We start from the raw sequence: 25,439 nt of genomic DNA, 5'->3' as shown, positions 1-25,439 counted from the left end.
AGGAGGAGGAGAAGCTTGGAAACTACAACTTCGGTAAACTATACCTTGCAAGATGAACCTTCGGCTGCACGAAGGAAACGGCGAGACGTGTTGGCTGTCTCAACAAAATCCAATATCATTCTGAACATCATTTTTATCCTATACGGTTGTCTGTGCCTCCTTCCCATCTTGTTGGTCGTAGGCGTATCCTTCTCGGATGAGAAATCAATCGCGCTCCACGGCTATAAATTAATCCCTGAGAAATTCAGCTTGTCCGCTTACAAGTATTTGTGGTTCGATATTCACAGCATTATAGCGGCTTACGGGATTTCCATTCTGGTTACGGTTGTAGGCACCATTGCCGGAATCATGATGACTGCGTTGTTTGCTTATCCGTTATCGAGGAAAGATTTCCACTTTCGCGGGTTCTTCTCTTTCTTTATCTTCTTCACGATGATCTTCAGCGGCGGTCTGGTGCCTTGGTACTTGGTATACACGAATCTCCTTCATCTGAAGGATACAATCTTCGCCTTGATTGTACCGGGTCTGCTGATGAACGCCTTCTACGTGATTATTATGAGAACGTTCTTTCAAACGACGATTCATCCCTCTATTATTGAATCCGCAACGATGGAGGGGGCGGGCGAAGGGCGAATTCTCGTTCAGATTGTTGTCCCGTTATCGCTTCCTGTCTTTGCAACAATCGGATTATTCTACTCGCTCGGTTATTGGAATGGCTGGTACAACAGCTTGATCTTCATCAATAACGACGACATCATTAATCTCCAGTACATGATGTATAAAGTGTTAATGAACCTGCAGTTTTTGCTGGCAAACGCCCAAGCCGGCGGTCCCAGCTCCACAGAGATTGCAAACTTACCGAGTGAATCCGTTCGTATGGCCATGTGTATAGTTGGCACGGGGCCGATGGTGTTCGCCTATCCGTTCTTCCAGAAATACTTCGTAAAAGGATTGACTGTAGGCGCTGTAAAAGGCTAAAACTAGCATTGCTAGTTAGCATAGATAAATATACTCAGGAGGGTTTGTATGAAGAAAATGAAAAAAGCAGCTCCACTCGTTGTAGCGTCTATTGTTTCAGCATCTCTGTTGTTGTCAGGCTGTGGAAAAAATAACGATCAAAGCGCAAGCAACGAGAAGCCGGCTAATGATACGAAGCAAGAAACAACGGCGACCAATGAAACCCCCGCGACTAATGAAGCTCCCGCGGCATCTGAACTGGCGCCATACAAGCTCAAGATGGTTGTTCCCGGCGGAGCGGTGCCGAAGGACCTGGCATTGGTCAATGAGGAAATAAGCAAGTATCTTAAAGATAAAATTAACGCATCATTCGAATTGGATGTCATAGACTGGGGCAGCTGGCAGGACAAAGTGAACTTGAAGTTTGCATCGAGCGAGCAGTTCGACTTGCTCCAGACGATGAACTGGGATAACTTCGGCACGAAGATTCAACAAGGCAACATTATCGACTTAACCGATCTAATCGATAAGAATGCACCGGATCTGAAAACAGTCATTAACCCGGCGCTGCTCGAGGGCTCCAAAGTGAATGGACGCAATTATGGCATCCCTATCAATAAAGAGCTGGCCAGCCAAGCAGGTGTCATGCTCCGCAAAGATTTGGTAGATAAATACAAAATCGATATTACGAAAATTAAAAAGGTTGAAGACTTGGAACCGATCTATCAAATGATCAAAGAGAAAGAGTCCGGCGTCGTTCCGCTCTACTTGAACAAAGATACAAGCGTGGATTGGATTTATAATCCGATGAATTTTGAAGATCTGGGAGACAGCAGCCCTGGATCGGTAGTACGGGGAGCCAACGATTTTAAAGTCGTGTCCAGCATTGAAACGCCTCAAGTGAAAGCAGAATTGGATCTGGCACGCAAGTGGTTCCTAGCCGGTTATGTGAATAAGGATGCGGCAACGGCAGCAGACATCTCGGGAGCTCTCAAAGCGGGTAAAGCCTTCTCCTACGTGCAACAGCTGAAGCCGGGTAAGGATGCGGAAGATAGTTTGGCTAACGGCGTTGAATTCGTGCAGGTGGAGTTAACAAAACCAATTGTTAGAACAGCAGATACAACAGGTTCGATGACGTCGATCTCCAGAACCTCGAAGGATCCGGATCGTGCAATGATGTTCCTGAATCTTCTTTACACCGACAAATACCTGGTTAACCTGCTCGCATTCGGTATCGAAGGGAAACATTTCGTGAAGAAAAGCGATAACGTAATTGACTTCCCGGAAGGCGTAGATGCTGCAACATCGGGTTATGTGCTTAATGGAGCATGGATGTTCGGTAATCAGTTTAACGATTATCTGTGGGCCAATGAGAACCCGAACAAGTGGGACAATTTCTTGAAGTTTAATGAATCCGCGGAAAAGTCGAGCGTACTTGGTTTTGTCTTTAATCCGGAACCGGTGAAGAATGAAATTGCGGCGTTCAACAATGCGAAGAAGGAATTCGAGCCTGCTTTGTTTACCGGAACCGTGGATCCTAACGAATTCCTGCCGAAGTACATCAATAAATTGAAATCCATTGGCGTTGATAAAATTATTGCAGAGAAGCAAAAGCAACTGGATGAGTGGGTAAAAACGGCGAAGTAATGCTGATTGGTTTGCGTGAACGATCGCAAGATCGGATATGCAGCATTCAGCAATAACCATTACAAAGGCTGACGCTCTACGGAGCGTTAGCCTTATTTATACCAAGGAGGGATACGATGCATAATCGTGTGCTTAACTTCGAGCAAATCGAGCATTTCAAGGAATGGGGCTGGGTAAAGGTCGAGCAAGCCTTTCCGCGGGAAACGGCAGTCTCCTGTCAGCAGTTTCTGTGGGAAAAGCTCCGGGAGAGAGGGGTCTTGCAAGAAGATCCATCGTCTTGGACGAAACCGATGATTTACATTCAGGAAGCCTATCGGAGTCCGGAATTTGATCAATGTAACACGCTGAGAATGGCCAATGCGATAGAAGAGCTGATCGGCAAAGAGAGATGGACAGATAAAGGTGTGTACGGCATCGACGAGATTCATTCTACATGGGGCTGGTGGCCGGTTAACTTTGCGCTGGGAGCGGAGCAAGAGTGGACCGTTCCGACGGAAGGCTGGCATTGGGACGGCATTCACTTCCGTCACTATGTAGATAGTCCGGAGCAGGGATTGCTCTGTCTCTGCCTGTTCTCCGAAATCGCTCCGCGTGGCGGCGGTACGTTAGTGCTTGAAGGTTCGCATAAGCTGGTTGCTCGTTTTTTGGCACAGCATCCCCAAGGACTTGAATCACAGGCTGCAATAGACGCGCTAAATATGCAGCATCCCTATCTAGCCCAATTGACCGGAATCGCGAGCGGGCAACATGCTTCTACTGCGGAAGCCCGCATTCATACCTTTATGAACACGCTGCATAGGGATTCAGAGGGAATTCAGCTGCGTGTGATTGAAACGACCGGTTCTCCGGGTGATGTCATCCTCTGTCATCCGTTTCTGTATCATACGGCATCGCCCAACCATAACGGCGTTCCGCGCTTCATGTGCAACCGGACGACCCCGTTAAAAGAACGCATGAACTTGAATCGAGATGATCCTCGTGACTATTCGCCGTTAGAAATGAGCATACGGCAGGCACTCAGCGATAGGGAGACCACATCATGACGGCTAACCTTGAAGGCGTAATAAGCTGCAAGGATTCTTATTTTAAGATTAATGGCAAGAGCAGACTGGTGATTTCCGGGGAACTGTCCTATTTCAAAACGGATCCGATCGAATGGGAGGATCGAATCCGCAAATTAAAAGCCAATCTCTTGAATTGTATCAGCACCTACGTGCCGTGGGGGTTACATGAGAGAGAGAAGGAACAGTTCGACTTCTCGGGCCGCTTAGATATCGCCGGGTTTGTGGAATTAACGAAGCAGAATGAAGTATTAGGCATAGTAAAGCCAAGCGGATATGTTTGCGACGAAATTTCCGGTGGGGGATTCCCGAGCTGGATATGGGCGGAAGGAGTTAGAACGAGAACCGGTGATCCCGGATTTCTTCACTATTTACATCGCTGGTTGGATACGATTACCCCCTTGTTGAAAGGCACTCAAATTACGGAGGGAGGCAATGTGATTCTTTGGCAGGTGGAGAATGAGTTCGGTTTTGGGAATAAACCTTATCTGCTTCAGTTGGTCCATAAAGTGAAAGAGCTTGGCATCGAAGTGCCTATCGTGCTGAATAACGGGGATTATTATGCTGAAGAGGGACTGCTGGGGGCTGTTGATTACTATCCAACACCTGGACCGGATCAAATACGGGAAGTCTCTGCTTACTTTCAGAATTATCGTAAGACACATCCAGACAAGCCGATCTTTAGTCAGGAATTTGAAGCCGGCTGGTTAAACACCGCTGCTAGCTCAGACGTGACGACAATGGGACATTTACCGCGCGTATGGCTGGAAAGCTTGCCGAAGCTTGCGTTTATTAACGGCTGCGCAGGGCTGAACTATTTTATGTTTGCCGGCGGAACGGATCCCGGGATGCAGCCTGCTAAATTTTTTCCGAATCGCTATTATAATGAAGCTGCCATCGAAGAGTGGGGCGAGCTCGGAGAATTGTATTATCGCTATAAGACTACGCATGCTCAGCTGCTTAGCTTCGAATCCTTATTGGTAGATGAGCCGGAAATCGTGACAGGCGCAGAAGTGAATGTAGAGGGTGTTCCTCCCGAAGTGCTGGTCAACCTTCGCGGGATGCAGCTGCTTTCTTTCAGCAATGCTTCCGATGAAACACAGGCTTTTACTTGGGAATCCGCCATGCTGGGCGTCGTTCCTACCAGAACCGTGCTGCTGCCGATGGAAACGAAGCTATATCCGCTGCATGTTCATTTACATGAGGGCTTGAAATGGATTCATTCCTCGGCTGAATTTCTCTATAGGGATTCGAGCGTTTGTATCGTCTATGGGGAGATTGGCCAACTAAATGAATTGAAGCTGATGTGGAACAGCGAGCAGCTGCCGCATGTAGCTGATTCAGGAGACGTGCAGACAGCGTGGTGCGACAAGGAATTAACCGTTACGTTCACCCATCGGCCGGAAGATCAATGGATCCGCTTGGATGCCTATCGCATTATGATCATTTCGCGGGAGCGGGCTATGCGTACCTGGTTCGGACCGGAAGTCTGCGGCAGAAGGGATCTGCTTATTTCGGATCTTTATTATGCGGAATGGTTGGAAGCTGCCGATCTAATTTGCGTGGAGGCTGAACCCGGTGTTAGCCATGAGTTGACCGTGATTCGCAGATCAGATGCATCGATGCAGCAAATCACCTATACGGCTCCTCAGCATGGCGTTCCTGATCTGCGGGCGACTGAAATCATGAAGTGGGACATCTGCCAGGATTGGGAGGCGCAGTTTGTTTCCTCGAATGCCGCAGCCAAGATAACCAAACTAGGGATCCCCTACGAGACAAATGGGCATAACGATTGCGGATATGCGGTCTACGCAAGCGAATGGATCAGTGATGGTGAAGTGCAGCAATTACTGATACCGGAGTTGAATGACTATTTTGATCTGTTTATTAATCATAAATGGGTTGCTTCGGGCAAACGCACAATGAAGGTTCAACTAATCAATCTAGTAAAGGGGAAAAATCGTTTAACGCTTCGCTGCTACTCCACGGGGCATGACAAAGATATGGCTCTGGATCCGGCTTTAAGCGGAATGATGCTGCCTTTGTATGTGGGTGCCGTTCATTACGAAGAACTGGTGAGCTGGGAACAGAAGATGTTGTTCACCAAGGAGCAGAAAGACAAGATGTTTGAGGAAAGGGATCAATTACTCTCCTTTCACGATGATGGTTATGCGCAGGAAATCGGTATCGACATTGCAGCGCTTGGTAAGGAGACGGAGAATTGGTCACCGTTCGAGTTCGGCTCGGAAGGCTTGCTGATCAAAGACGCCAATATCGACTATACGGGCTCGGGTGAAGTTTTAAACCGAACCCAGTTTTATGCGGATGCCAAATATGCCGGTAATCGGGTTCTGCTGGAGATTAGAGATGCGGACTTAATCTACGCCCTTTATGTGAATGGCCAGCGGATCGCTGCGATCTGGCAAGGGTGGAGCAACTGGGGATTCGAGAATAGCCCGAAATACTGGGATATTACACCTTGGATTCAATTCGGAGAACGAAACCAAATTCTGCTGCGTTGTCTAATGGGGCCAAGAGGCGGCGGTGTCTTTCAGCCCGCGAGCATTTCCTACTATAAAGCCGCAATCGAAGGGGAAGCGAGCTTTATTCCTTTAGCATCAGGAATTCAGGCTGCAATTGAAGGTGAGCTCGGAACGTATGGGCAGGAAAGCTTGAAAGGTTTTGCAACTAAGCAGGAGGGCTCCCTAATTATCGCTAAGAGTCCATTTACTTACTCAGATCGGTCGGATGTGGTACATCCGATGTACATCGAGCTTGAGGGCGTACATGATTTCACTTTGATATATGTAAATGGCGAGTTGATCGGAAAATATTATCCGGGCGGCTATCAACGGAGATTCTATGTATGGCGTTCTTGGCTCAAGGAAGGCGACAATGAGCTCGCGCTTGTCGGTAAACTCGCGGCTACACCGCTGCCTTGCATTACGATCGGCCGTTATCATGTAAAAGTAAAAGATCAAATTCAATTAAGCTAAATCCCAACATCGAAGAAATTGGTAAAAAACCTCCGTCAGCTGAGCTGATGGAGGTTTTGATTTACTTGACGTAAACGCGGAAGTAATCCAAGGAGAAGACGGCCGGAAATGAAGAAGCTACGGGATTATTGTTCGTATTTCCGCCCATGGCCAGGTTAATGAGAACTTGCGGGGCAGGCCCATCCCATCTAAAGAGCGTTCCTTTCACGAGTGTGCCGTCCACCCACTTCTGGAGGTTCCCTTCCTTCCAAATCAGCGTGTAGAGATGATAGTCATCTGAAAAATCGAATCCGGGATGCCATACCCATTGATTCGTCATGATACTGTAATAGTCTGAAAATACGCCATCGCCATGATCGAATCCCGTCCAGTCATACGTATTCTGCGTCGGCGTATCGAAGAATTCAACGATATCAATCTCGGAAGTCGTTGATCCGGCACCGCCCGGAGAATACAGCCAGAATGCCGGCCAAGCTCCGACCTTTTTAGGGATTTTTGCCCTTAGCTGAAAGATATATGTCTTCCCGTCGTAAGGATAGAAGGTTTCCTTCGTAGTAATTTGACCGCTGCTTATTCCTCCGTCATATACGCCGCCTAAGTTTGCGGTTGCTGTTAATTCCAACGTCGTAGAGGTTAAATGGTGGTTGGTTGCATTAATCGGCTGATATCGCTGCCATTCATTGTTGATGACCGTTGTTCCCGCGACACCATACGCATTAAATGAATTGGTTAGGGCGGTAAGACTGTTCGTGTTGCGCGAGGTACCGAACGAATAATCTCTTAATAAGGTGTATCCGGTAAGGTCCGGTCCGGTTGGGGGCGGCGTTGTTGTAGTTGTGGTAACTACATTTGGTATCGTAGTTCCTTCTTTCGTGGAGAAAGTTACCTCACTTCCGGAGATGCCCTTTAGGATGATCGAATAGGTTCCATTGGCATTAATAAGCGGCAGGACGTTGAAAGAATAAACGGTTCCCGCAACAAAGGTTGTATTCTTGGAATCAAGTAAGGAACCCAGTGCAGGTTGGTTATTCCATGCAAGGGTAGTTTGATTCCAAGTCGTATTACCCGTTCCTGCGTATGCACCAATATTCGCGGTACCGCCTGTGATACACTTCACATTCAGAACGGCGCTGGTAATCGTACCTGAGTTACTGACATTAAATTTCAAGTACGATCTTTTGTCTTGGCCAACATTAACGGCCATCGTGGTTGCGGTAGGGCCGATTAAACTGGTTCCCCACATGGTTGCATCATCGGAAGCGTTGCTGGTTACAGTTGCCGCATCAGCTTCTTTGTTATCCACCATCAAGAATGTGGAGAGCACCATTACCATGACCAAAAAAGATGACAATAAAGATGATTTCTTCTTCTTCATAATCCGACCTCCAGTTTGTTCAAGCTTTAATGACAACGCTTACAATATAACGATCGTTTTCTATTCAATTCAGGTGATTTCCTCCTTTCCAATGAGTTGTTCCATTCTCCGGACTGTACATGGTGGAAGAGAGAAATCGCTAATTCGTGATTAGCATACCTAATATATCCCAGTGATCCGAGTCCCAACAACGACCTGGTGTGACCTGAATAACGTAATTATGACGATATTATCTAAACGGACTTACGATCTTCGAATCCATGTGCGCGCGGACGGTAAATAGGCTACCCGAGAGAGTCTCGGTAGCCTATTTACCGTTAGCATGACGGATGTTCATCGTTTATTTGGACCAATCAGCACGGTAAAACTCACTAACGTGACGAAGATCGTAGCGCCCATATCGGACAGGATAGCCATCCATAGGGTTAGCCACCCGGGGATGGTAAGCAGCAAGGCGACTAGCTTCAATCCGAGCGAAACGCCGATATTAAACCGAATGATCGAATTGACCCGTTTAGCCACGGATACGGCTTCCGGCAGTTTGCCTAAATGATCCTGCATGAGCACGATATCCGCGGTTTCAATCGCACTATCCGTTCCTTTTCCCATTGCAATCCCCAGCTGAGCGGTGGCCAATGCAGGCGCATCGTTAATGCCATCCCCAATCATAGCGACTTTACCGTGAAGGGAGAGTTGTTTGATTCGATTCACTTTATCTTCGGGCAGCAGATTACCGAAGGTTGAAGTAACTCCAACTGATTTCGCGACCTTCTCAGCGGTTTTCTGATGGTCTCCGGTGAGCATGACGGTCTTCCGAATGCCTGCCCGATGGAGCTCTGCAATGACCGTTTTACTCTCATCGCGAATTTCATCGGCAATACCGAACATGCCCAGAACCTGCTCCTTATCTGCCAGGAGAACTAAAGTGAGACCCTCATTCTTTAAATCATCGATTTGAGTCTGGACATCAGCCGGAATAGTGAGATGCTCCATGCCTTGTTCATTCCCAAGCCAGTATGGTTTGCCTTGTACGACAGCTGTAATACCGCGGCCGGAAATCGTCTGTATTTCATCCGGTGCCATGAAGTCGACGCCAAGCTCTGCCACTTTCTTCATGATAGCTTTGGCCAGTGGATGAGAAGAGGTGCTTTCGATGGACCCTGCGACCGCTAAGAATTGCTGCTCCCGGTATACGATCATCTTCTCGACGTGCGGTTCCCCTTTGGTTATCGTCCCCGTCTTGTCGAAGGCTATGGTATCGATCTTGCCTAACTGCTCCAGAAAGACGCCGCCCTTGATTAATATCCCGTTCCGCGCATTTCTGGTTATGCCGGATACAATGGCTATTGGCGAAGAGAGAATGAGTGCGCAAGGGCATCCGACGATTAAGACGGCTAAGCCTTGATACACCCATTTGCTCCAATCTCCGCCTACGAGAAGGGGAGGAACCAGAATGACGAGCACCGAGACCATCATAATAATCGGCGTGTAGTATTTTGCGAATTTATTAATGAATAACTCCGTCGGTGTTTTGGTTTCTTGCGCTTCTTCAACCAAATGCAGAATCTTCGCGAGCGAAGAATCTTTGTAGGCTTTCTCGATTCGGATGTGAAGGACGCCTTCGTTGTTGATGCTTCCGCCAAAAACAGGCGCTCCGTTTTCTTTCTCAATCGGTAATGCTTCTCCTGTAATGGCAGCTTCATTAACCGAGCTTTTGCCGCTCATTACAACTCCGTCGGAGGGGATCTTCTCGCCGGGCTTCACGATTACGAGATCGCCGATCGTCAAGGATGAGATGGGGACGACGGCTTCGCGGCCATTTTCAAGTTTCACCGCTTCTTTGGGGGCTGCTTTAAGGAGCGTCTCCATGGAGCGACGGGCTTTCTCCATCCCAAGTCCTTCGAGCAGCTCATTCAAGCCGAAGAGAACGGCCACGAGCGTTGCTTCTTTCCATTCCCCGATTGCCACAGCGCCTGCCAAAGCGATTGTCATGAGGGTATCAATGTTAAATCGCAAGGCAAACAGATTTCTAAGCCCTCTTACAAATGTCGAGTAGCCGCTCAGGACAATTGCTGCAGCATACATGCCGATTTGGATGCCGCTGTATACTTGATCGCCGGAGATATAAGCGACACCATAGAGAATTGCTGAGACAATCAACAGCTTCACCATCTTGGAATTCCCGTGTTCATGGGAATGATCATGCGTATGATCATGATTGCTTTCGTGAGCATGTTCATGCTTATTGTGTTGAGCGGGATGGCTGTGAAGATCGATATAGGCGTGATCCGATTTTAAAATTTGCTCGACATCAGGCAGCGATACTCGGGGGTCAAGCTTCAGTTTGCCTGAATTATAACTAAGAGAAGCGCTCTCGCCGTGTTCCAGCTGTTTGATTTGCTGTTCGAGTCCTAGCGCGCAATTCCCGCATGAGAGTCCTTTGACGCGATATTCATTCATAAGCAGCCTTCTTTCGTTAATATATGAGCATCTATTCATATGATATGTTGGAATTATTTTTCTGTCAAATGTAATTCGTCCATCCGGAGTGCTGCAACAATCGGCTGCCGGCTATGTTATAATGAAGGACATAATAATCTATGGTTGGTGGAACAGTTGGACGATAAGCTTACGATAGAAACCTGCGACGATTCATGCAGCGGCACGCAAATGGACTTCAAAACCGTGAAAGAAAATTTAGTCGATGAGTCCGCGGCTAATGCGATGGCTGATTTATTCAAGACACTTGGGGATCCGACCAGGGTTAAGATCATTCATGCCTTATCACAGAGCGAGCTATGCGTACATGATTTGACGCAGGTGCTCGACATGGGGCAATCAGCGATCTCCCATCAGCTTCGGTTTCTTAGAAACTTGCGTATCGTAAAGAGACGTAAAGTAGGGAAAACCGTATTTTACTCCTTGGATGATGATCATGTGGAGCAAATATTTATCCAAACGTTACAGCACTTGAGGCATGATTAATTACCGCTTAGTTTTATTCAACGACCGTAAAGGCAGACGATCACTTGGATCGTCTGCCTTGTTTGTGTATAGATCGAGAAGATGATTTGGTATAATTGGAAGGGCATCAGGATTCATATAAATGGAGGGAGTATCATCAATGAAAATTGGATTCCTAATTATTGATATGCAAACAGTCCATCTGGAAGGTTTAGACAAGCCGATGATAGAACGAGCCAGTGAGTACATTAACTATGTGTCCGATTCGCTGCGTTCCAATAATCACACAGTCATACACGTTCACGACATTGAAGGTATTTCGGAGTCAAATCGAGAAGCATTCAACTCGGTTCCGGAGATTCAAGTTCAGGACACAGACATCATTGTAAGCAAGGAAAGCTCGAATGCCTTTTGGCAAACAGAGCTGGAGCAAGTTCTGCACAAGCATGAAGTGGAATTAGTCATCCTTGCAGGGTATGCGGCGGAGCAATGCGTGTTGTTTACCTATAACGGAGCCAGCGAGCGAGGATTCAAACCTGTCCTATTGCAAAACGGGATTCTAAGTAAACACGCCGACATCATAACGTCGACTTACCGAGATCGAAATCTAATCTCTTATCCGGTCGTTAACTACTTACTCAAATAAATCCGGTCCAATAGCTCGATTGGGTGGTGTTTATTGTGCAGGTACTCCGGTACTTCATGCAATGGCTGATAGTCATATTGGCGGAATCATGATGTTTATTCAGTTGTATGATGATCTATTTATTCAGGAATATGGTCTGGATAGGAGCACGGCTATGCTGCTCTTCGGAGCCGTCGGTGTTATATATGCGCTGTTGGATCAGTATCTTCAACATCGCAGTCAAGGGAGAATGGTCTGATGGAGATGCAAAACGTACTTCCGGCACGAACGAGAGAAGAGTTGCGGGCATGGTTACTGGAGAATAGTACGAGTGAAAAATCGTGCTGGGTCGTGGTTAGCATGACACCAACTCCCGATGCAGTGTTATATTTGGATGCCGTCGAAGAATCGTTGTGCTTCGGATGGATTGACGGCGTGAAGAAAAAAATATCCGAAACCGGGCTGGCGCAGAGGTTGTCCCCGCGAACCAAAAAAAGCTCATGGACGGAATTGAACAAAGAACGCGTCCGCCGGCTCGAACGTTTGGGATTCATGCGTGACGAAGGGAGAAAGGTGCTTCCAGATATGAGCCCGGATTCCTTTCGGATTATTGAGGCTATAGAGCGCAGGCTCAGAGAAGATCAGCAAGTCTATGATAACTTCATGGCTTTCCCAGATCTGTATACAAGAATTCGAATCGACACGATACAAAGTTATAAAGATCAGCCGGAATTATTTCAGAGCAGACTCGATAAATTCATTGCAAACACGAAAGAGAACAAGATGTACGGTCAATGGCATGATAATGGCCGCCTTTTGTGTGAATAGGGCACCATTCAGCCTCCATCCGGACAAAACTCGAATAGCGACTATCTGTCTTATGCAGATAGCCGCTTATTTTGCATGCAATGGTTGGAAGTTAAACGAAAATCAAAGCAGATTTGTAATAATTTGGTGATATAATCAATGAGAGAAGAGGGGCTTAATAATGGCTTGATTTTGGTTAAGAGGGGTAACGTTATGCAGCGGCGTGGAAATGCAAACAGTGCATCTGTAGGTACTCGGCTCATCGCTTTTCTGTGGGATTACGCGATCATATCGGGCTATATCATTCTGCTGATCGGCATATCTTTTGTGATTCGTCCTTGGCTGACTCCATTGTTTTCGACTTCTCCGTTGATGGCGGAGATCAGTGGGTTTCTATTCATCACGCTTCCAGTATATCTTTATTTTGCACTATGTGAGGGATCGGCGGCGCATGCAACATGGGGAAAACGAAAAATGGGAATTGTGGTGACCGGCGCAAATGGGAAATCAATCGGTCTCGGAGTTTCCCTTCTCCGTTCTGCTCTAAAATTCGCTCCTTGGGAGCTGGCCCATTTTACGATTTGGCATATGGTTCTTCCTACTGAATACCCGGACTCATTGATCTACTCTTTATTGGGGACGGTCTATGGTCTGGTGCTCCTCTACTTGATAAGTCCATTATTAAATAAACAGAAACGAACCGTATATGACTTCATAGCGGGAACTGTAATAAGGTACAAGGATTAAGGATAGAGGAGTATAAGCGTTTTTAAGCTTGCTGCGTCAAGGGCAGCGTGATGAAATACGTAGTACCTTCGCCTTCCTTGCTGCGGACCTCGATCTTGCCGTTCATGCTCCGAATGACGCTGAAGATGACCATGGTCCCAAGACCGGTGCCCTTGTCTTTGGTGGTGTAGTAGGGCGAGCCCAGCCGTTTAAGCTGTTCATCGTTCATGCCGATACCGGTATCGGCGATCGTGATTGTGACGATTTGGTTAGGCATGTTGACCGTATATGTCAAGGTCAGCATACCCCCGCGGGGCATCGCCTCGATGGCGTTCTTGCCGATATTGATGATGGCTTGCCTGAACTTGGACTTGCTGCCGTATACCGTTGCGGTGAGCTTGATGTCCGTGATGATCTCGACGTTCTGCAAATTCGCGTAGGAGCTCAGGATTTGGGATGCTTTAGCGAGCGCATCCTCCAGGACGATCGGTTCGAGTCTCTCGATCTGCGGTTTGGCGAGCGATAAGTAATCGGAAATGATGGCCTCCGCTCGGTCCAGTTCCTCGAGCGTAATGGAAGAGAACTCTCGACGCTTCCTATCGTTGAGTGCCGGATCGGACAACAGTTGGATAAAGCCGCGGACGGACGTTAACGGATTGCGGACTTCATGTGCTACGGACGCCGCGATTTCGCTGACGACCTTCATTTTCTCCGCTTGGATGATGTCCTCTTGCATCCGATTTTGCGTGCGGATCATTTCGATTATGAACACCAGCATCACTGCCATGATACATTGAACGATGATGATGGGAAGAGTCGGAACAAATGACGCCATAAAGAAGGAAGTGTTCCCTTCGAGCAGGGCGTACAAATTGACGACCGTCACGCGCAAAAAGAGGCATGTACCGGCAACGAGCAGCATTCTCCGCTTGGCTTCGGCTTTCTCGTACTTCTTGACGAGCAGCAGCAGCAGCACGATCGACGGCAATAGAGAAAGGAAGTAATGAAACAGATCGATACCGCCCAAGATCTGGCGGTACGCAAGCAGGCTGCCGAATAAGAGCAGCATCGTATACAGGCCGCCGTAGAGAGAGCCGATTACGAGCGGAATTCCTCTCAGGTCGAGCACGGAATCGAAAATTTTGACCGGAAAGGTCATTGTAATGATCATAGGAATCAAAAACAACACGTACACGAAGAGCGGGTGCTTGCGTTTATAGGTATGACGGTAAAAAATCAAAGGCAGGAAAATAATGAACGCGTTGAGTATGAGGGCAGATTGAGAGAGCATGAGGTTGCTCCTTTTCTGAAGGCTTGCCATTGTTTTCGAGAAGAGAGCGGTTGTTTCCTTCAAGGGGAGGAGAGAATTTTTACATTATCGTCGTCTTGTGGCTACTTTTGTAGTAACAAGCAGCGTTTAATCGAAACGGGGGATGATGACATGGCTCCAAAACATTTTGTATCCGCGGCAACCATTGTTCTTAACGAACGCAATGAACTATTGTTAATTAAAGGACCTGAACGGGGCTGGGAAATGCCGGGAGGCGTGGTTGAAGAAGGCGAATCGTTGAAAGAGGCGGCAATCAGGGAAACTAAGGAAGAGAGCGGAATAGAAATAGAGGTAACCCGGTTTTGCGGTGTTTTTCAAAATGTAAGCCAGTCGATTTGCAACACGTTATTCTTAGGCACACCGGTCGGAGGGGAATTAACTACATCTAATGAATCTTTGGAAGTAGGTTTTTTTCCAATCGAAGCAGCGTTAGAGATGGTGACTTGGGGGAACTTCAGGGAACGAATCCGGTTGTGTTTAGATGCAGAACAGCAACCATTCTATGTGGAATTTCGGCTATAGCTTTTCGATTACATGTACAGGAGGGAGCACTATGGAAGATTTCAAGCAGCTAGCGAACCGTTTTGTGCAAGAGCACTTCGGCAGTCGTGCCGATGATCTTGCACCTCTGGCATCGGGCGATTGGTCGAGAGCCTATTCCTTCGTGCTTGATGGGCGTGAAATGGTTATTCGTTTCGGCGCTTATGTGGACGACTTTAAGAAGGATCGTGCAATGGGAGCATTTTCCTTGGCATCGTTGCCGATTCCGAAGGTTATCGAAATCGGTGAGACGGAGAACGGATTCTTCGCCGTATCTGAACGCGTTCGAGGAGAAAAGCATCTCGACGAGCTCGCCGAGTCGGAAATGCGGGTTGTTCTACCCCAATTGGTTGATGCGCTCTATGAGCTTCAGACGCTGGATCTCACCGGTACACAGGAAGTCGGTCTGTGGCGCCCGGAAGGAACAGGACCGAGCTGGGGAGCTGAGCTGTTAGCGGTGGCCGAGCCCAGAGAGAGGCTTGCCGGCTGGCGCGAACGGCTGGACACTTCGCCGCGCGAGGCAAGCATCTTCGATGCCGGAGTAGTAAAGCTCCGTAAACTCGCAGCGCAGCTCCCGGAGATCCGAGGGATCGTCCATAATGATCTGCTGAACCGAAACGTGTTGGTGGACAATGGGAAACTAACCGGGGTATTCGATTGGGGGAACGCGTTCTATGGCGATCCTCTCTACGACCATGCTTGGTTTCTTTATTGGTGGTCTTGGTATCCGCAATGGCAGGGGATTGACTTACAAGCCATACTGGACCACCACTGGGACAAGCGCGGAGGCCCGCCTGCACAGATGAAGGAACGCTTACTCTGTTATCTCATTCACATTGGACTTGACCATATTGCCTACAGCGCTTTTAGGGAACGCGCAGAGGATAGGAAACGAAATGCCGATCAAGTGTTGACCTATATCTAACCGTTGAATAGCAATGGAGGGATTTCACTGATGCAGCACCAAATTATCCTGATTCCGTACAACCCCAAGTACGCCGAGCAAACCGTAGACATGTGGAGGGCGAGCAAAGAAAAGGCGATTGGGCAGAAGGCTCTCCACAGTGTGAAAGATCACATTTACTTTTTGAATTCGATTTTGCCGGAGCGGTTTCATGTTGAATTAGCACTTCGTGGCGAGGAAGTGGTTGGCATCATTGCTTACAATGAGAGCGAAGTGAGTCAGCTCTATATTCATATCGATCACCTTGGAAGCGGGATAGGTCAAACGCTACTAAATAAAGCCAAAGAGCAATCAAGCGGCAGATTACGCTTATACACGTTTGAAGTGAATGCAATCGCGCAGCGATTCTATGAGAAGCACGGATTCAAAGTCATTGCCAGAGGCCATGAAAATGAAGAAAATTTACCCGATATTCTGTACGAGTGGGTATCGCCATAATAATCATCTTATAAGGCTATGAAAGAGAGGCTGATGGTTTATGGGTACGAACGCTGTTCAAACGACGAAAGAAGAGGTTCTGTCGCATTACAAGGCTAATGGCTTTGCCGTCATACCGAATGCGTTGTCGCAGGAGGAACTGGACTACTTGAACGGATTGGTAGAAGCATCCTTGAAAGAATCGCCGGAGCATTGGCATCAACCGATTGAAGGCGCGGTCGGCACAGCCAGCTTCCTCGAGAAACATCCGCTTGCGATGGATCCATTCATTCGTCATCCCAAGATCTTTCCGCTCATTCAGGAAGTGCTGCTCGGAGAAGCGCGTTTCGCCCAATTTGATTTCCGGGATGTTTCCGCAGACCGGGCAAGCGCCAGCGAGATGAATTTCCACCGCGATATCAGCTATTATGGCACGATCGGCGGGAAGATTTACGATCCGGAGAATCCCTATATCAGCACGTATGCTTGTGTCATCTATTACTTGTCAGACGTTCACGAGTGCTGCCCGGCATTCTGCTTAGTACCGAATAGTCATATGTACGGAACGCTAGATGAAGCGAAGGAGAAGCAAGGGGAAGCTTATCAGGAGATTCCGATTCGCGGTCAAGCCGGTACCGCCGTGCTCTACAATATTACGACGTACCATACGCGTAAGGGTGGAAGAGCGGATTGCACGCACGGCCGGCGGACGATGCATAATTACCATTCCCGGGCGTCGAGCTACCCGCTGACCAACTGGGCGACGGTACCTGAGGTGCTCGCGCTCAGCGATGATCATGACACTCGCTTGTTCTACTCCCAATGGACACCCAACCAAATCAAATTCGCAAGAGAGAATTATACGAAACCCATTCCGGCTTATTATCCGGTTCATATGGTGAAGTAGCGATTCGGGATGCATTGAAAAAACCGCCCTTTCAAAGGGCGGTTTTCTATTGGGTTAATAACGATATGACTGCAGGTTGTGAATGTTGTCAAGAGTAATCGGAAGCTTTAGCCGGTTCATTGCATATAGTACAGCTCCGGCAACGGGAGGTAGCTTCGGTTCTACAAGGGTATAGCTTTTGTTTCTTCCAACCGAAAGCATTTGCCGTAACGATTTAGAGAAGTAAGGACTGTTTACAACGCTTCCGATAAATGTAACCTCAACCGTATCGCCTGCAAAAGATGCAGCCAGCAGCTCAATGCCGACTTTGATTTGGTGCATGGCTCGGTCACAGACAGTTACAGCGACAGCACTTCCTTGCTCGGCTGCTTGAGTAATCGCCGGTGCGAATTGACCGAATATCTTGTCGCGTTCTTGACGGTCTTCCGTGAATCCTCCTCGCGCCAGCTTGGAGAATTCAGCTACCGATTGTACCTTCCAATGTTGGAGCATGGACTGAATGAGTGCTTCGTCAGTTTGACCGGTCTGGCCGGCAAGAATTTCATAGACGGCATCGTAAGCAATAAATCGGGCAGCACTTGCTGCATAATGATGGAAGTCGTAATTTCGTGAAAACCGGCCATCTTCTGCAATGGCCACGATAATAGAGCCGGTGCCCGAGATGACTACGATACCAGGCTTAGCTAATAATGCGCCATAGTGAGCTACCACGGCATCATTGACATGCCATTTTGGACCGGATAATCCGGGGACCTCTGTTAAAGGCGCGACCCATTCGAGATCGGAATCCGAATCGAACCCGGCAATTCCGGCGGCTGTTCCCATCACCCGTCGGCCCTCTTTATTGGCAAGCTCCAGTGCTTCTGTGATGGCGGCATGTACATTCTGTGTAGCTAATACATCTTTGCGGATGGAAGCCGCCCCTTTCTCGCAATAAGAAAGAACGTTTCCTTTAAGGTCACAGACCAACACCCGAGTGTTTGTCCCGCCTCCGTCAATTCCGATGAGAACATCAGCTGCATTCATCTTGAATCCCTCGCTTCTGCAGTTCCAGCAGCATCGACAGATGTCCGAAAATCTTCGTGAGGAATAAGATGAGAAATAGATAAAGTATAAACTCCATTAAGCCGCACACCTCAGTAACCGCACATCTTCCAAATCGATGTAAGGTATATTTTGAATTAGTATCCATCATATACCTTCCGGGATAAAAGAATCAAATAGAGCACATATTTTCACAACTGCACGAATACAATGCAAATGAGTCGGGATTATCATTTCGATTTCAAACCAGGAGGTTGAACAATTTGCTGAAAGCAGTGGATGTCAACTTGGACGCGGGGGAAATGGTGTTGAGGCTGGAGAAGGACAGCACTCCCAAAAGAATCGAGTATAGCAAGCTCGAGCGGCTGGAACTGGTAAGAGAGCCGGTGAGAAAACTGCTCAGGACCGTTCATGTGAAGGTAATCAGGGTGCATGTCAGAGGCATGGAAAATGCAGTCGTCATTGCCAGTGACAAGGTAGGCGATTTTGATTACGTCGAGCAATATTTAAAGAAGGTTGCCGAGAAATATGAGATCGCTATCGAGCAATAATAGATATCCTAAATCGCCTCAGCCTGGCTCTACGGCAGGATGAGGCTTTTTTTCGTGAATGCCAGATCCTTTCATTAAGATAAGTTCATAATTCAGACCAGAACAAATGCCCTCTAATCCGCGTCTAATAAGTACTTCATAAGGAAAGGGTGTCATTGATTTGGGCAATAATTCCATTAAACGTGTGACGATTATGTCTCTTATTGCATGGATGACGATGATTCAAGCTAATAGCGTGTTGGCGGCGCCGAATGAACAATCGCCTGCCTTGTTGCTGGATGGGAAACCGCTTCAACTGCCTGTTCAGCCTGTAATTGAGAACGGAGTCAGCTATGTTCCGTTACGTCCGATATTCGAGGCGCAAGGTGCCAAGGTTAGCTGGGACGAGCCTAATCACACAGTGACGGCTACGAAAGACAGCAGCCTCATAACCTATCAAATGGGTGACAAGTTCGCCTACAAGAATAACGAGAAGCTGACGCTTCCGGCGCCCGGCAAAGTCATCAACGGTTCTTCCATGGTGCCGCTGCGGTTCATCAGTGAGCTGCTGGGCAATGTCGTCCAGTGGCATGCCTACTCTCAAACCATCACGATATCGTCCGCCGATTCGTTTGAAACAGAGATTACATACGGTGCTAATCTGAGGACGCTGCCGAATGCAACCGACGAGAAGTCTGTTATCCGAATGCTTCCGAAGGGCCAGCGGATTCATGTCATTCGTGAAATCGATGCGAACTGGCTGGAAGTGCAGACGGCAGATAAGACGATCGGATTTATTTCGGCTAAGCCTAAATACACGACCTACACGAGCCCGAGCCTGACCATGAAGCAAGCCGATCAAATCATCGCTTTCGGCTCCACATACTTCGGCACGCATTATGAATTCGGCGCGGATCCCGGTCAAACCGATACCTTCGATTGCTCTTCTTTCGTGAAACACGTGTTTAACCAGGTCCTCTCCGTCGATCTGCCGCGCCTCTCTTATGACCAGGCGAAGGAAGGGAAGGAGATTAAAGTAGAAGATTTGCGAAAAGGAGACCTGATGTTCTTTAGCGCACGCGGACTCGACATCGGACATGTAGGCATCTATGCCGGGGATGGCAAAATCCTTCACACGTATTCGGACAAGCTTGGCGTCCATATCGAGGATTTTGACGGGCAGTGGAAAGATCGGTTTGTTACGGCAAGACGCGTATTTTGATGCTTTAGCCTAGTTGAAGCTTAGCGGAAAATTATTGTTTACATGGGAACAAATGCACGATAATCTATTAGTAATAGATGGAAGGTTTTGGAACCAATACAGAAGGCAGCGATCGTTTCGATCAGCTGCCTTTGCTTACTTCATGGGCGGATTTCTGCCGGCAGATGAATAGGTACTCGAGAGGAGCGTCCCGATGCATATAAATGAAATTATAGAACATATCCCGCAGCTGCGGCAGGCGGCGGCTGTTTCGCAGATTCATAAAGGCTTCTCATACGATGGAAAATATCTCGTTTACGAAGATGGCGACAAGCCGGCTTACGTACTTCGTACTGCCACTTACAGTCAGACCGAACAGAAACGCCGCGAATTTGAGGCGGTATGCCTTATTCATAATCGCGGAGTACGCACCTCTGAGCCTGTTGCATTCGGTACGATTGAAGCGCTGGACGTGTGTTATATGGTTTTGCGCTATGTCGAGGGTGAAGATGCGATGGAAGAGCTGCCGCGGATGACAGCCGATCAACAGTACAAAGTAGGCGTCGAAGCCGGGCGGGAATTGCTTATGATGCACGAAGTGGAAGCGCAGGAAGACATGGAAGCGTGGTCCGCGCATAGGGCTGCGAAGCATAAACGTCACATGGATGAGTACTTCCGCTGTGGCGTCAAGCTTCCTGAGGAGGAGGCCGTTATTGCTTTTATCGAGAAGCGTTTACCGCTGCTGGAGGGGCGTCCGAACAGGTTTCAGCACGACGATTTTCATCCGGCCAATCTGCTCGTTCATAATGGGGCGTACGTCGCGGCGATCGATTTCAATCGGTACGACTGGGGAGACCCGTATCATGATTTTTTAAAAATCGCTTACTTTAGCCGCGAGGTCAGCATTCCGTTCTCGATTGGGCAAATCGACGGGTATTTTGACGGAGAAGTTCCGGAGCAGTTCTGGAATCTATACGCGTTATACGCAGCTATGACGATATTTGGCTCCATTACGTGGACGCTCAAGGTCGTGCCGGAGCAGCTCGATTCGATGATGGACCGTATTCGCATTCTGCTGGACGATCATAATCATTTTGAAAGCGTGGTACCGAATTGGTACAGGCAAGGTGACCTTCGATGAACAAGATCTTCGAGAAACTCTGCACGCAGTTACAGCTGGGAGAGATGGTCGGTCAGCCGGTAGTGGTGACGGGCGGGCTGTTGCATCGCATGTATGCTATTGAAACAACCACCGGGAAGTATGCCGTTAAAGCCTTGAACCCGCAAGTCATGCTGCGACCTGCCGCGATGTCCAATATGATTCATTCCGAGAAGATTGCGGCAATCGCAGCCAATAACGTGCCTGCTCTTCCGGCTAAGCGATATAACGATGCTTCCGTGCAGCAAGTAGATGACCATTACTTTCTCGTATTCGATTGGGTGGCGGGAAGAAGTCTGAAGCCGCATGAAATCACCATAGCTCACGCTGAACGAATCGGAGAGATTCTCGCAGCTATTCATAAGACGGACTTCTCCGCGTTAGGCATCGATGTGAATGAGACCTTCGGCGATGCGCAAGTAACGAATTGGGATCACTATGTAGAATTAGGTGAAACCAATCAATCGGCGTGGGTTAGTTTGGCGAAGGAAACGGTGGATCAGCTCTACGACTGGAGCGCGAAAGCGAACCAGGCTGCGCAATGGCTGGCATCAAGCACAGTGATCAGTCACATGGATTTGGACGCCAAGAATGTGATGTGGAACGAAGACAGACCCATTCTCATTGATTGGGAAGCCTCCGGGCCGATAAATCCCATGCAGAACTTAACCGAGACAGCTGTATACTGGTCAGCGGATGAAGCCGGAAATCTAGATCGCGAGAGATTTCGAGCTTTCTTAAGGGGCTACAAGAAGAAAGGCGGAACCCTCGAGGCCGAATGGAATGTGGTATTAGATCAAGGTTTTGCCGGGATGCTGGGTTGGCTGGAGTATAACCTCAAGCGGTCGTTATGGCTGGAATGCACGGATGAACATGAGCAGCAGATGGGGACGGAGCAAGTGCTGGCAACGATGAACGCCTTAAGGCGGTATGCGGAGCAACAAACCGTTATCGAAGGTTGGTTGAACGAGGAGGAAGTAGTATGAATAACAAGTTCGGCGATAGCTCCGAGAAAGAAACCTCCACACGCGACGCTGCAGATGTCCCCGTATTTAACAATGTCACGGAACACTACCAGACTATTATGGGAGTTCCGGGCAAGCAAGCAGACCTGAAGAGCATGCCCGGAGTACTGCGATGGTTTGGTTATTTCTTTTACGCTGCGATTGTTCTGGGTGCGTTTGCGTTTGTAGTTTCGTATTTCATGAATCGCTAATTTATAACGAAGGTGAGTAAGCCCAATATAGAGAAATAAGGGCGGAATCAGCATGCTCATCATAGGATTAATAGCTGCACTGCTGGAGCCTATGCACCGGAGATTGCTGTTTTTCATATGGGTCAAGGAAGGAGATAAGCATGACTACAATCGGACTTATCAGGCATGGCGTGACGGATTGGAACGTGCTGGGCAGGGCTCAGGGGATATCGGATATTCCGCTGAATGAAGCCGGATTAATCCAAGCGAAGGCCATAGCCGACAGGCTTTCGGGCGAAAGCTGGGACATCATTATCTCCAGTACGCTGACGAGAGCGAAGCAAACCGCCGAGGCGGTGCGCAGCTCCTTGGGGATCGGCAATTTAATTACAGAAGATCGAATAAGAGAGATTAATTGCGGGCAAATCGAAGGAACGACAGAGGAAGAGCGAGTTGCAAAATGGGGCGACAATTGGAGCTCACTCGATCTTGGCATCGAAGCGTTCGAGGACGTGGCGAAGCGGGGAGCAGCTTATATCGAAGAAGTGGCGGCAACGCACCGGGATAAACGAGTTCTTATCGTAAGCCACGGAGCGCTAATCGGACTATCGCTGCAGCGACTTCTGCCGCAGAGATTTGAATCCACCTACATCAATAATACATCCTTAACGATCATCGCTCATCGCAATGACGAGTGGGCGTGCATGTTATTCAATTGCACGAAACATCTGTAACCCGCGGGCCGACAACAAGAATAGCCCCGCTCGGATTGAACGGGGCCTTATTCGCTAAGGGGTATAGTTAACGCCGGCCGTATATTTGTTACCGGCATTCCATAGGAGATATTCATGGATGCCAGCGTCGTGGAGTGCCTTAATCTGCGCATCCACCTGCTCTTTGCCGTAATGGACGTAGCTGCCTTTGGCTAACCATGAGGCTGTAAAGTCTTGAATCCATGGCCTTGATATCGGAGGGGATTCAAGCGCGCTTAGCTTTTCCTTCTCGCGTTTGGCATATTCTTGGACAAGACGGTACGGCTCGGTATCCGGGTGCTTAATGCCGAAATATCCATCGCTCCAATGGCTCGGATAAATCATGGAGGAGATGACGTCGACATTCTCCGAGATACGGCTGAAGTTCTGCCCAATGCCGGGTGCCTCGGGCAGCGTGGCGGAATAGCCAAAGATATCGACCGATACTTTGACCCCGTAAGGCTTTAACTGCTCCCTCGCAAAATGAACAAAGTCCGTAATGGCATCAACGCGGAGCTGTGTAAAACGAGCTTTCTCGCTGAAATCCGGCGCTTTCGGCAAGGTTTTCTTGTAGTCGCTGAGCGCCTTCTTGGCAGCATCGAGTGCGCTCTTGTTCGCATCGGTTTTGTCACCGTTATAGGTTGTAGTTGCCGTGTCGTAAGCGCTTTGCAGCGGTGGAAGACCAGCCTCATAAGCAGCCGTCTCTTCTGCATAAGCCTTCTCTTGCTCGATGAATTTGGTTGGCTTCTTATCTTTGTACTCTCCCATAGAGTAGGCAAGGACTTTATCTTTCTTCTCAAACCCTTCTGGGAATCGAACGTAGTCGAACTGAATTTCCTGAAACCCGAGCTTAGCAGCCAGAATAGCGACATCCACATTGTATTGCCAGTTTGATTTTAAGAATGGATTGATAAAGCCATCGCCGTTTCCATTTCGCCACACCTTGCCGTCCAGCTCATAAGAAAGCTCCGGATGTTTTTTGGCCAGGACTGTGTCCTTGAAGGCCACAATACGTGCAATCGGATAGATGTTGTGGTCATGCAGCGTTTTGACAATGGCGTTCGGATCACGCATATAGTTTTGCCCGTTTGCGTTTAATTCCCCTTCGGGTTTGAAGGTGATATATCCGTCGTCGTCTTTGATATCGATAACCATGGCATTCAATTCAGTGTCATCCACGAGCTTCAGCAGTGATTTCATACGCTCACCGCCGGCTGACCACCCCGTAACATAAATGCCGCGTACGGCATCGGGATATTCAAAGGCGTAAGGCGATTGGAAGGCCGGGGGCGAGTCTGGATCCGGATCCGGATTAGGCGTTGTTGCCGGATCATCCGGAGTGGTTGCCGGATCATCCGAAGGACTGGTCACCGGGTCGTTTGTACCCGTAGACGATGAATCATCAGCGGGTTTGACCGGTTCCGTATTCGTCGTGTTGTCAGAAGGACTTGTCGTAGGTTCATTGTTGGTACTGGGAGTTGTGCTTGGTGCTGTGTTCGAACTCGGCTGATCCTTGTTTGTAGAGGATTCTGAGGTACAGGCGGACGTAAACAGCAGCAGTGCGCACAACAAGCTTACAGCAATGTGTTTTTTCATAGCATGTGAACTCCTTCGCAGTCATGTGGCGTCCTTACATAAACTATATGGCTTTTGCTGAATGGCAATGCTTCGTTAACAGGAACTAATAAAAAAATGGAGGCAACAATCGCTATGGGCGTAAAAGGACTTGTACTGGGCATTCCGGTTACAAAATCGGGCAGCTTCGACGACTATGAGAAGGCAATCGAGTGGTATGTGAATGTGCTGGGATTTGAGCTTCTCTGGAAGTCGGGAATCGCTAGTCTTAAATTGGCATCCGGGTCTGAGATCCTGCTTTATGGTGAAGAAGATGAGGAAAGCAGCATGTGGTACTCAGGTAACATTAAACAGAATCCGCATTATTCGATTCAGTTTGAGACGAACAACATCGAAGGACTGCGAGCGGATTTAATCAAAAGCGGGGTTTCAGCCGGTGAAATTACCATCGGCGTCGTCGGCGATAAAGTGATGATGTTCTTTGATCCTTATGGGAATCGGTTCTGGGCGATTGAGGAGCAATAATACTTCGGATAGGTTTAGGATCCTGCCCTCCGGAGGCGACACTTCACATGTAGATACCGAATTGGGTGAAGTAACTTAGAGTTGTACCATTCAATTACTTGGAAATTAAAGAAGGACAGATTACCTTGGGGAATTATGTAAA

The 25,439-nt window shown here is 48.3% G+C and carries 24 protein-coding genes; 19 read left to right on the top strand and 5 right to left on the bottom strand.

The genetic code is table 11. The features are described from left to right. Positions 1-15: 15 nt before the first annotated feature. The 4 genes from I8J30_RS08695 (at position 16) to I8J30_RS08680 (ending at position 6,661) form a co-directional block, all read left to right on the top strand. Complete coding sequence (locus I8J30_RS08695; protein WP_240547912.1) at positions 16-978, top strand: carbohydrate ABC transporter permease; 963 nt, start codon at positions 16-18, stop codon at positions 976-978. Between the two features lie 48 nt (positions 979-1,026). After that, positions 1,027-2,604 carry an ABC transporter substrate-binding protein gene (locus I8J30_RS08690; protein ID WP_210657222.1) on the top strand — a complete coding sequence of 526 codons (1,578 nt, stop codon included), beginning with the start codon at positions 1,027-1,029 and terminating at the stop codon, positions 2,602-2,604. 116 nt (positions 2,605-2,720) lie between these two features. Next, positions 2,721-3,647, top strand: a complete 927-nt coding sequence (locus I8J30_RS08685; protein ID WP_210657220.1) for a phytanoyl-CoA dioxygenase family protein — start codon at positions 2,721-2,723, stop codon at positions 3,645-3,647. Further along, positions 3,644-6,661 (top strand): beta-galactosidase, encoded by a 3,018-nt coding sequence (locus I8J30_RS08680; protein WP_210657218.1) that lies wholly within the window; start codon positions 3,644-3,646, stop codon positions 6,659-6,661. The genes I8J30_RS08685 and I8J30_RS08680 overlap by 4 nt, the downstream gene beginning before the upstream one ends. 61 nt (positions 6,662-6,722) lie before the next feature. On the opposite strand, the gene I8J30_RS08675 is transcribed toward I8J30_RS08680, so the two are convergent. Then, positions 6,723-8,036, bottom strand: a complete 1,314-nt coding sequence (locus I8J30_RS08675; protein WP_210657216.1) for a CBM96 family carbohydrate-binding protein — start codon at positions 8,034-8,036, stop codon at positions 6,723-6,725. A 333-nt stretch (positions 8,037-8,369) separates the two neighbouring features. Beyond that, positions 8,370-10,496 (bottom strand): heavy metal translocating P-type ATPase, encoded by a 2,127-nt coding sequence (locus I8J30_RS08670; protein ID WP_210657214.1) that lies wholly within the window; start codon positions 10,494-10,496, stop codon positions 8,370-8,372. Positions 10,497-10,706: 210 nt separating this feature from the next. Here I8J30_RS08670 and I8J30_RS32940 point away from each other — a divergent pair, with 210 nt between their 5' ends. The 4 genes from I8J30_RS32940 to I8J30_RS08650 all read left to right on the top strand — a co-directional run bounded on the left by I8J30_RS32940 (position 10,707) and on the right by I8J30_RS08650 (position 13,179). After that, a complete protein-coding gene (locus I8J30_RS32940; protein ID WP_240547993.1) occupies positions 10,707-11,021 on the top strand; it encodes an ArsR/SmtB family transcription factor in 315 nt (104 codons plus the stop codon). Positions 11,022-11,160: 139 nt separating this feature from the next. Further along, entirely contained in the window at positions 11,161-11,646 is a 486-nt protein-coding gene (locus I8J30_RS08660) for a cysteine hydrolase family protein (RefSeq protein ID WP_210657210.1), read from the top strand. A gap of 237 nt (positions 11,647-11,883) precedes the next feature. After that, positions 11,884-12,453 carry a YdeI/OmpD-associated family protein gene (locus I8J30_RS08655; protein ID WP_210657208.1) on the top strand — a complete coding sequence of 190 codons (570 nt, stop codon included), beginning with the start codon at positions 11,884-11,886 and terminating at the stop codon, positions 12,451-12,453. 138 nt (positions 12,454-12,591) lie between these two features. Next, positions 12,592-13,179 (top strand): RDD family protein, encoded by a 588-nt coding sequence (locus tag I8J30_RS08650; RefSeq protein ID WP_240547911.1) that lies wholly within the window; start codon positions 12,592-12,594, stop codon positions 13,177-13,179. A 22-nt stretch (positions 13,180-13,201) separates the two neighbouring features. On the opposite strand, the gene I8J30_RS08645 is transcribed toward I8J30_RS08650, so the two are convergent. After that, positions 13,202-14,449, bottom strand: a complete 1,248-nt coding sequence (locus I8J30_RS08645; protein WP_210657206.1) for an ATP-binding protein — start codon at positions 14,447-14,449, stop codon at positions 13,202-13,204. A gap of 150 nt (positions 14,450-14,599) precedes the next feature. Between I8J30_RS08645 and I8J30_RS08640 the strand changes: the two genes are divergently transcribed. From I8J30_RS08640 to I8J30_RS08625, 4 genes are read left to right on the top strand one after another with little or no spacing between them, the layout of a single operon-like run. Further along, a complete protein-coding gene (locus tag I8J30_RS08640; protein WP_091222993.1) occupies positions 14,600-15,010 on the top strand; it encodes an NUDIX hydrolase in 411 nt (136 codons plus the stop codon). A 31-nt stretch (positions 15,011-15,041) separates the two neighbouring features. After that, positions 15,042-15,953, top strand: coding sequence for a phosphotransferase family protein (locus tag I8J30_RS08635; RefSeq protein WP_210657204.1), 912 nt, complete (start codon positions 15,042-15,044; stop codon positions 15,951-15,953). A 30-nt stretch (positions 15,954-15,983) separates the two neighbouring features. Then, a complete protein-coding gene (locus I8J30_RS08630; RefSeq protein WP_210657202.1) occupies positions 15,984-16,430 on the top strand; it encodes a GNAT family N-acetyltransferase in 447 nt (148 codons plus the stop codon). A gap of 40 nt (positions 16,431-16,470) precedes the next feature. Then, the gene (locus I8J30_RS08625) at positions 16,471-17,316 is read left to right on the top strand and encodes a phytanoyl-CoA dioxygenase family protein (protein ID WP_210657200.1); all 846 of its coding nucleotides are present in this window, start codon (positions 16,471-16,473) and stop codon (positions 17,314-17,316) included. A 54-nt stretch (positions 17,317-17,370) separates the two neighbouring features. Here I8J30_RS08625 and I8J30_RS08620 read toward each other — a convergent pair whose 3' ends face one another. Continuing rightward, positions 17,371-18,342 (bottom strand): N-acetylglucosamine kinase, encoded by a 972-nt coding sequence (locus I8J30_RS08620; protein WP_210657198.1) that lies wholly within the window; start codon positions 18,340-18,342, stop codon positions 17,371-17,373. Positions 18,343-18,623: 281 nt separating this feature from the next. Here I8J30_RS08620 and I8J30_RS08615 point away from each other — a divergent pair, with 281 nt between their 5' ends. From I8J30_RS08615 to I8J30_RS08590, 6 genes are all read left to right on the top strand, one after another. Further along, the gene (locus I8J30_RS08615; RefSeq protein ID WP_210657196.1) at positions 18,624-18,911 is read left to right on the top strand and encodes a hypothetical protein; all 288 of its coding nucleotides are present in this window, start codon (positions 18,624-18,626) and stop codon (positions 18,909-18,911) included. Positions 18,912-19,071: 160 nt separating this feature from the next. After that, positions 19,072-20,112: a stalk domain-containing protein gene (locus I8J30_RS08610; protein ID WP_240547910.1), complete on the top strand. Its 1,041-nt coding sequence runs from the start codon at positions 19,072-19,074 to the stop codon at positions 20,110-20,112. A gap of 193 nt (positions 20,113-20,305) precedes the next feature. Next, positions 20,306-21,232 carry a phosphotransferase family protein gene (locus I8J30_RS08605; RefSeq protein ID WP_210657194.1) on the top strand — a complete coding sequence of 309 codons (927 nt, stop codon included), beginning with the start codon at positions 20,306-20,308 and terminating at the stop codon, positions 21,230-21,232. Further along, positions 21,229-22,236, top strand: coding sequence for a phosphotransferase (locus I8J30_RS08600; protein WP_210657192.1), 1,008 nt, complete (start codon positions 21,229-21,231; stop codon positions 22,234-22,236). The genes I8J30_RS08605 and I8J30_RS08600 overlap by 4 nt, the downstream gene beginning before the upstream one ends. Next, complete coding sequence (locus I8J30_RS08595) at positions 22,233-22,466, top strand: hypothetical protein (protein WP_210657190.1); 234 nt, start codon at positions 22,233-22,235, stop codon at positions 22,464-22,466. Before I8J30_RS08600 ends, I8J30_RS08595 begins: the two co-directional genes overlap by 4 nt. Before the next feature lie 140 nt (positions 22,467-22,606). Next, positions 22,607-23,179 carry a histidine phosphatase family protein gene (locus I8J30_RS08590; protein WP_210657189.1) on the top strand — a complete coding sequence of 191 codons (573 nt, stop codon included), beginning with the start codon at positions 22,607-22,609 and terminating at the stop codon, positions 23,177-23,179. A gap of 54 nt (positions 23,180-23,233) precedes the next feature. Here the strand turns inward: I8J30_RS08590 and I8J30_RS08585 are convergent, their stop codons facing one another. Next, entirely contained in the window at positions 23,234-24,793 is a 1,560-nt protein-coding gene (locus I8J30_RS08585) for a putative glycoside hydrolase (RefSeq protein ID WP_210657186.1), read from the bottom strand. Between the two features lie 96 nt (positions 24,794-24,889). Here I8J30_RS08585 and I8J30_RS08580 point away from each other — a divergent pair, with 96 nt between their 5' ends. Further along, positions 24,890-25,297, top strand: coding sequence for a VOC family protein (locus I8J30_RS08580; protein ID WP_210657184.1), 408 nt, complete (start codon positions 24,890-24,892; stop codon positions 25,295-25,297). Positions 25,298-25,439: the final 142 nt, after the last annotated feature.

This window comes from Paenibacillus lignilyticus (assembly GCF_017942085.1).
Lineage (GTDB): Bacteria > Bacillota > Bacilli > Paenibacillales > Paenibacillaceae > Paenibacillus_Z > Paenibacillus_Z lignilyticus.
This window is presented reverse-complemented; position numbering and strand designations above follow the sequence as displayed.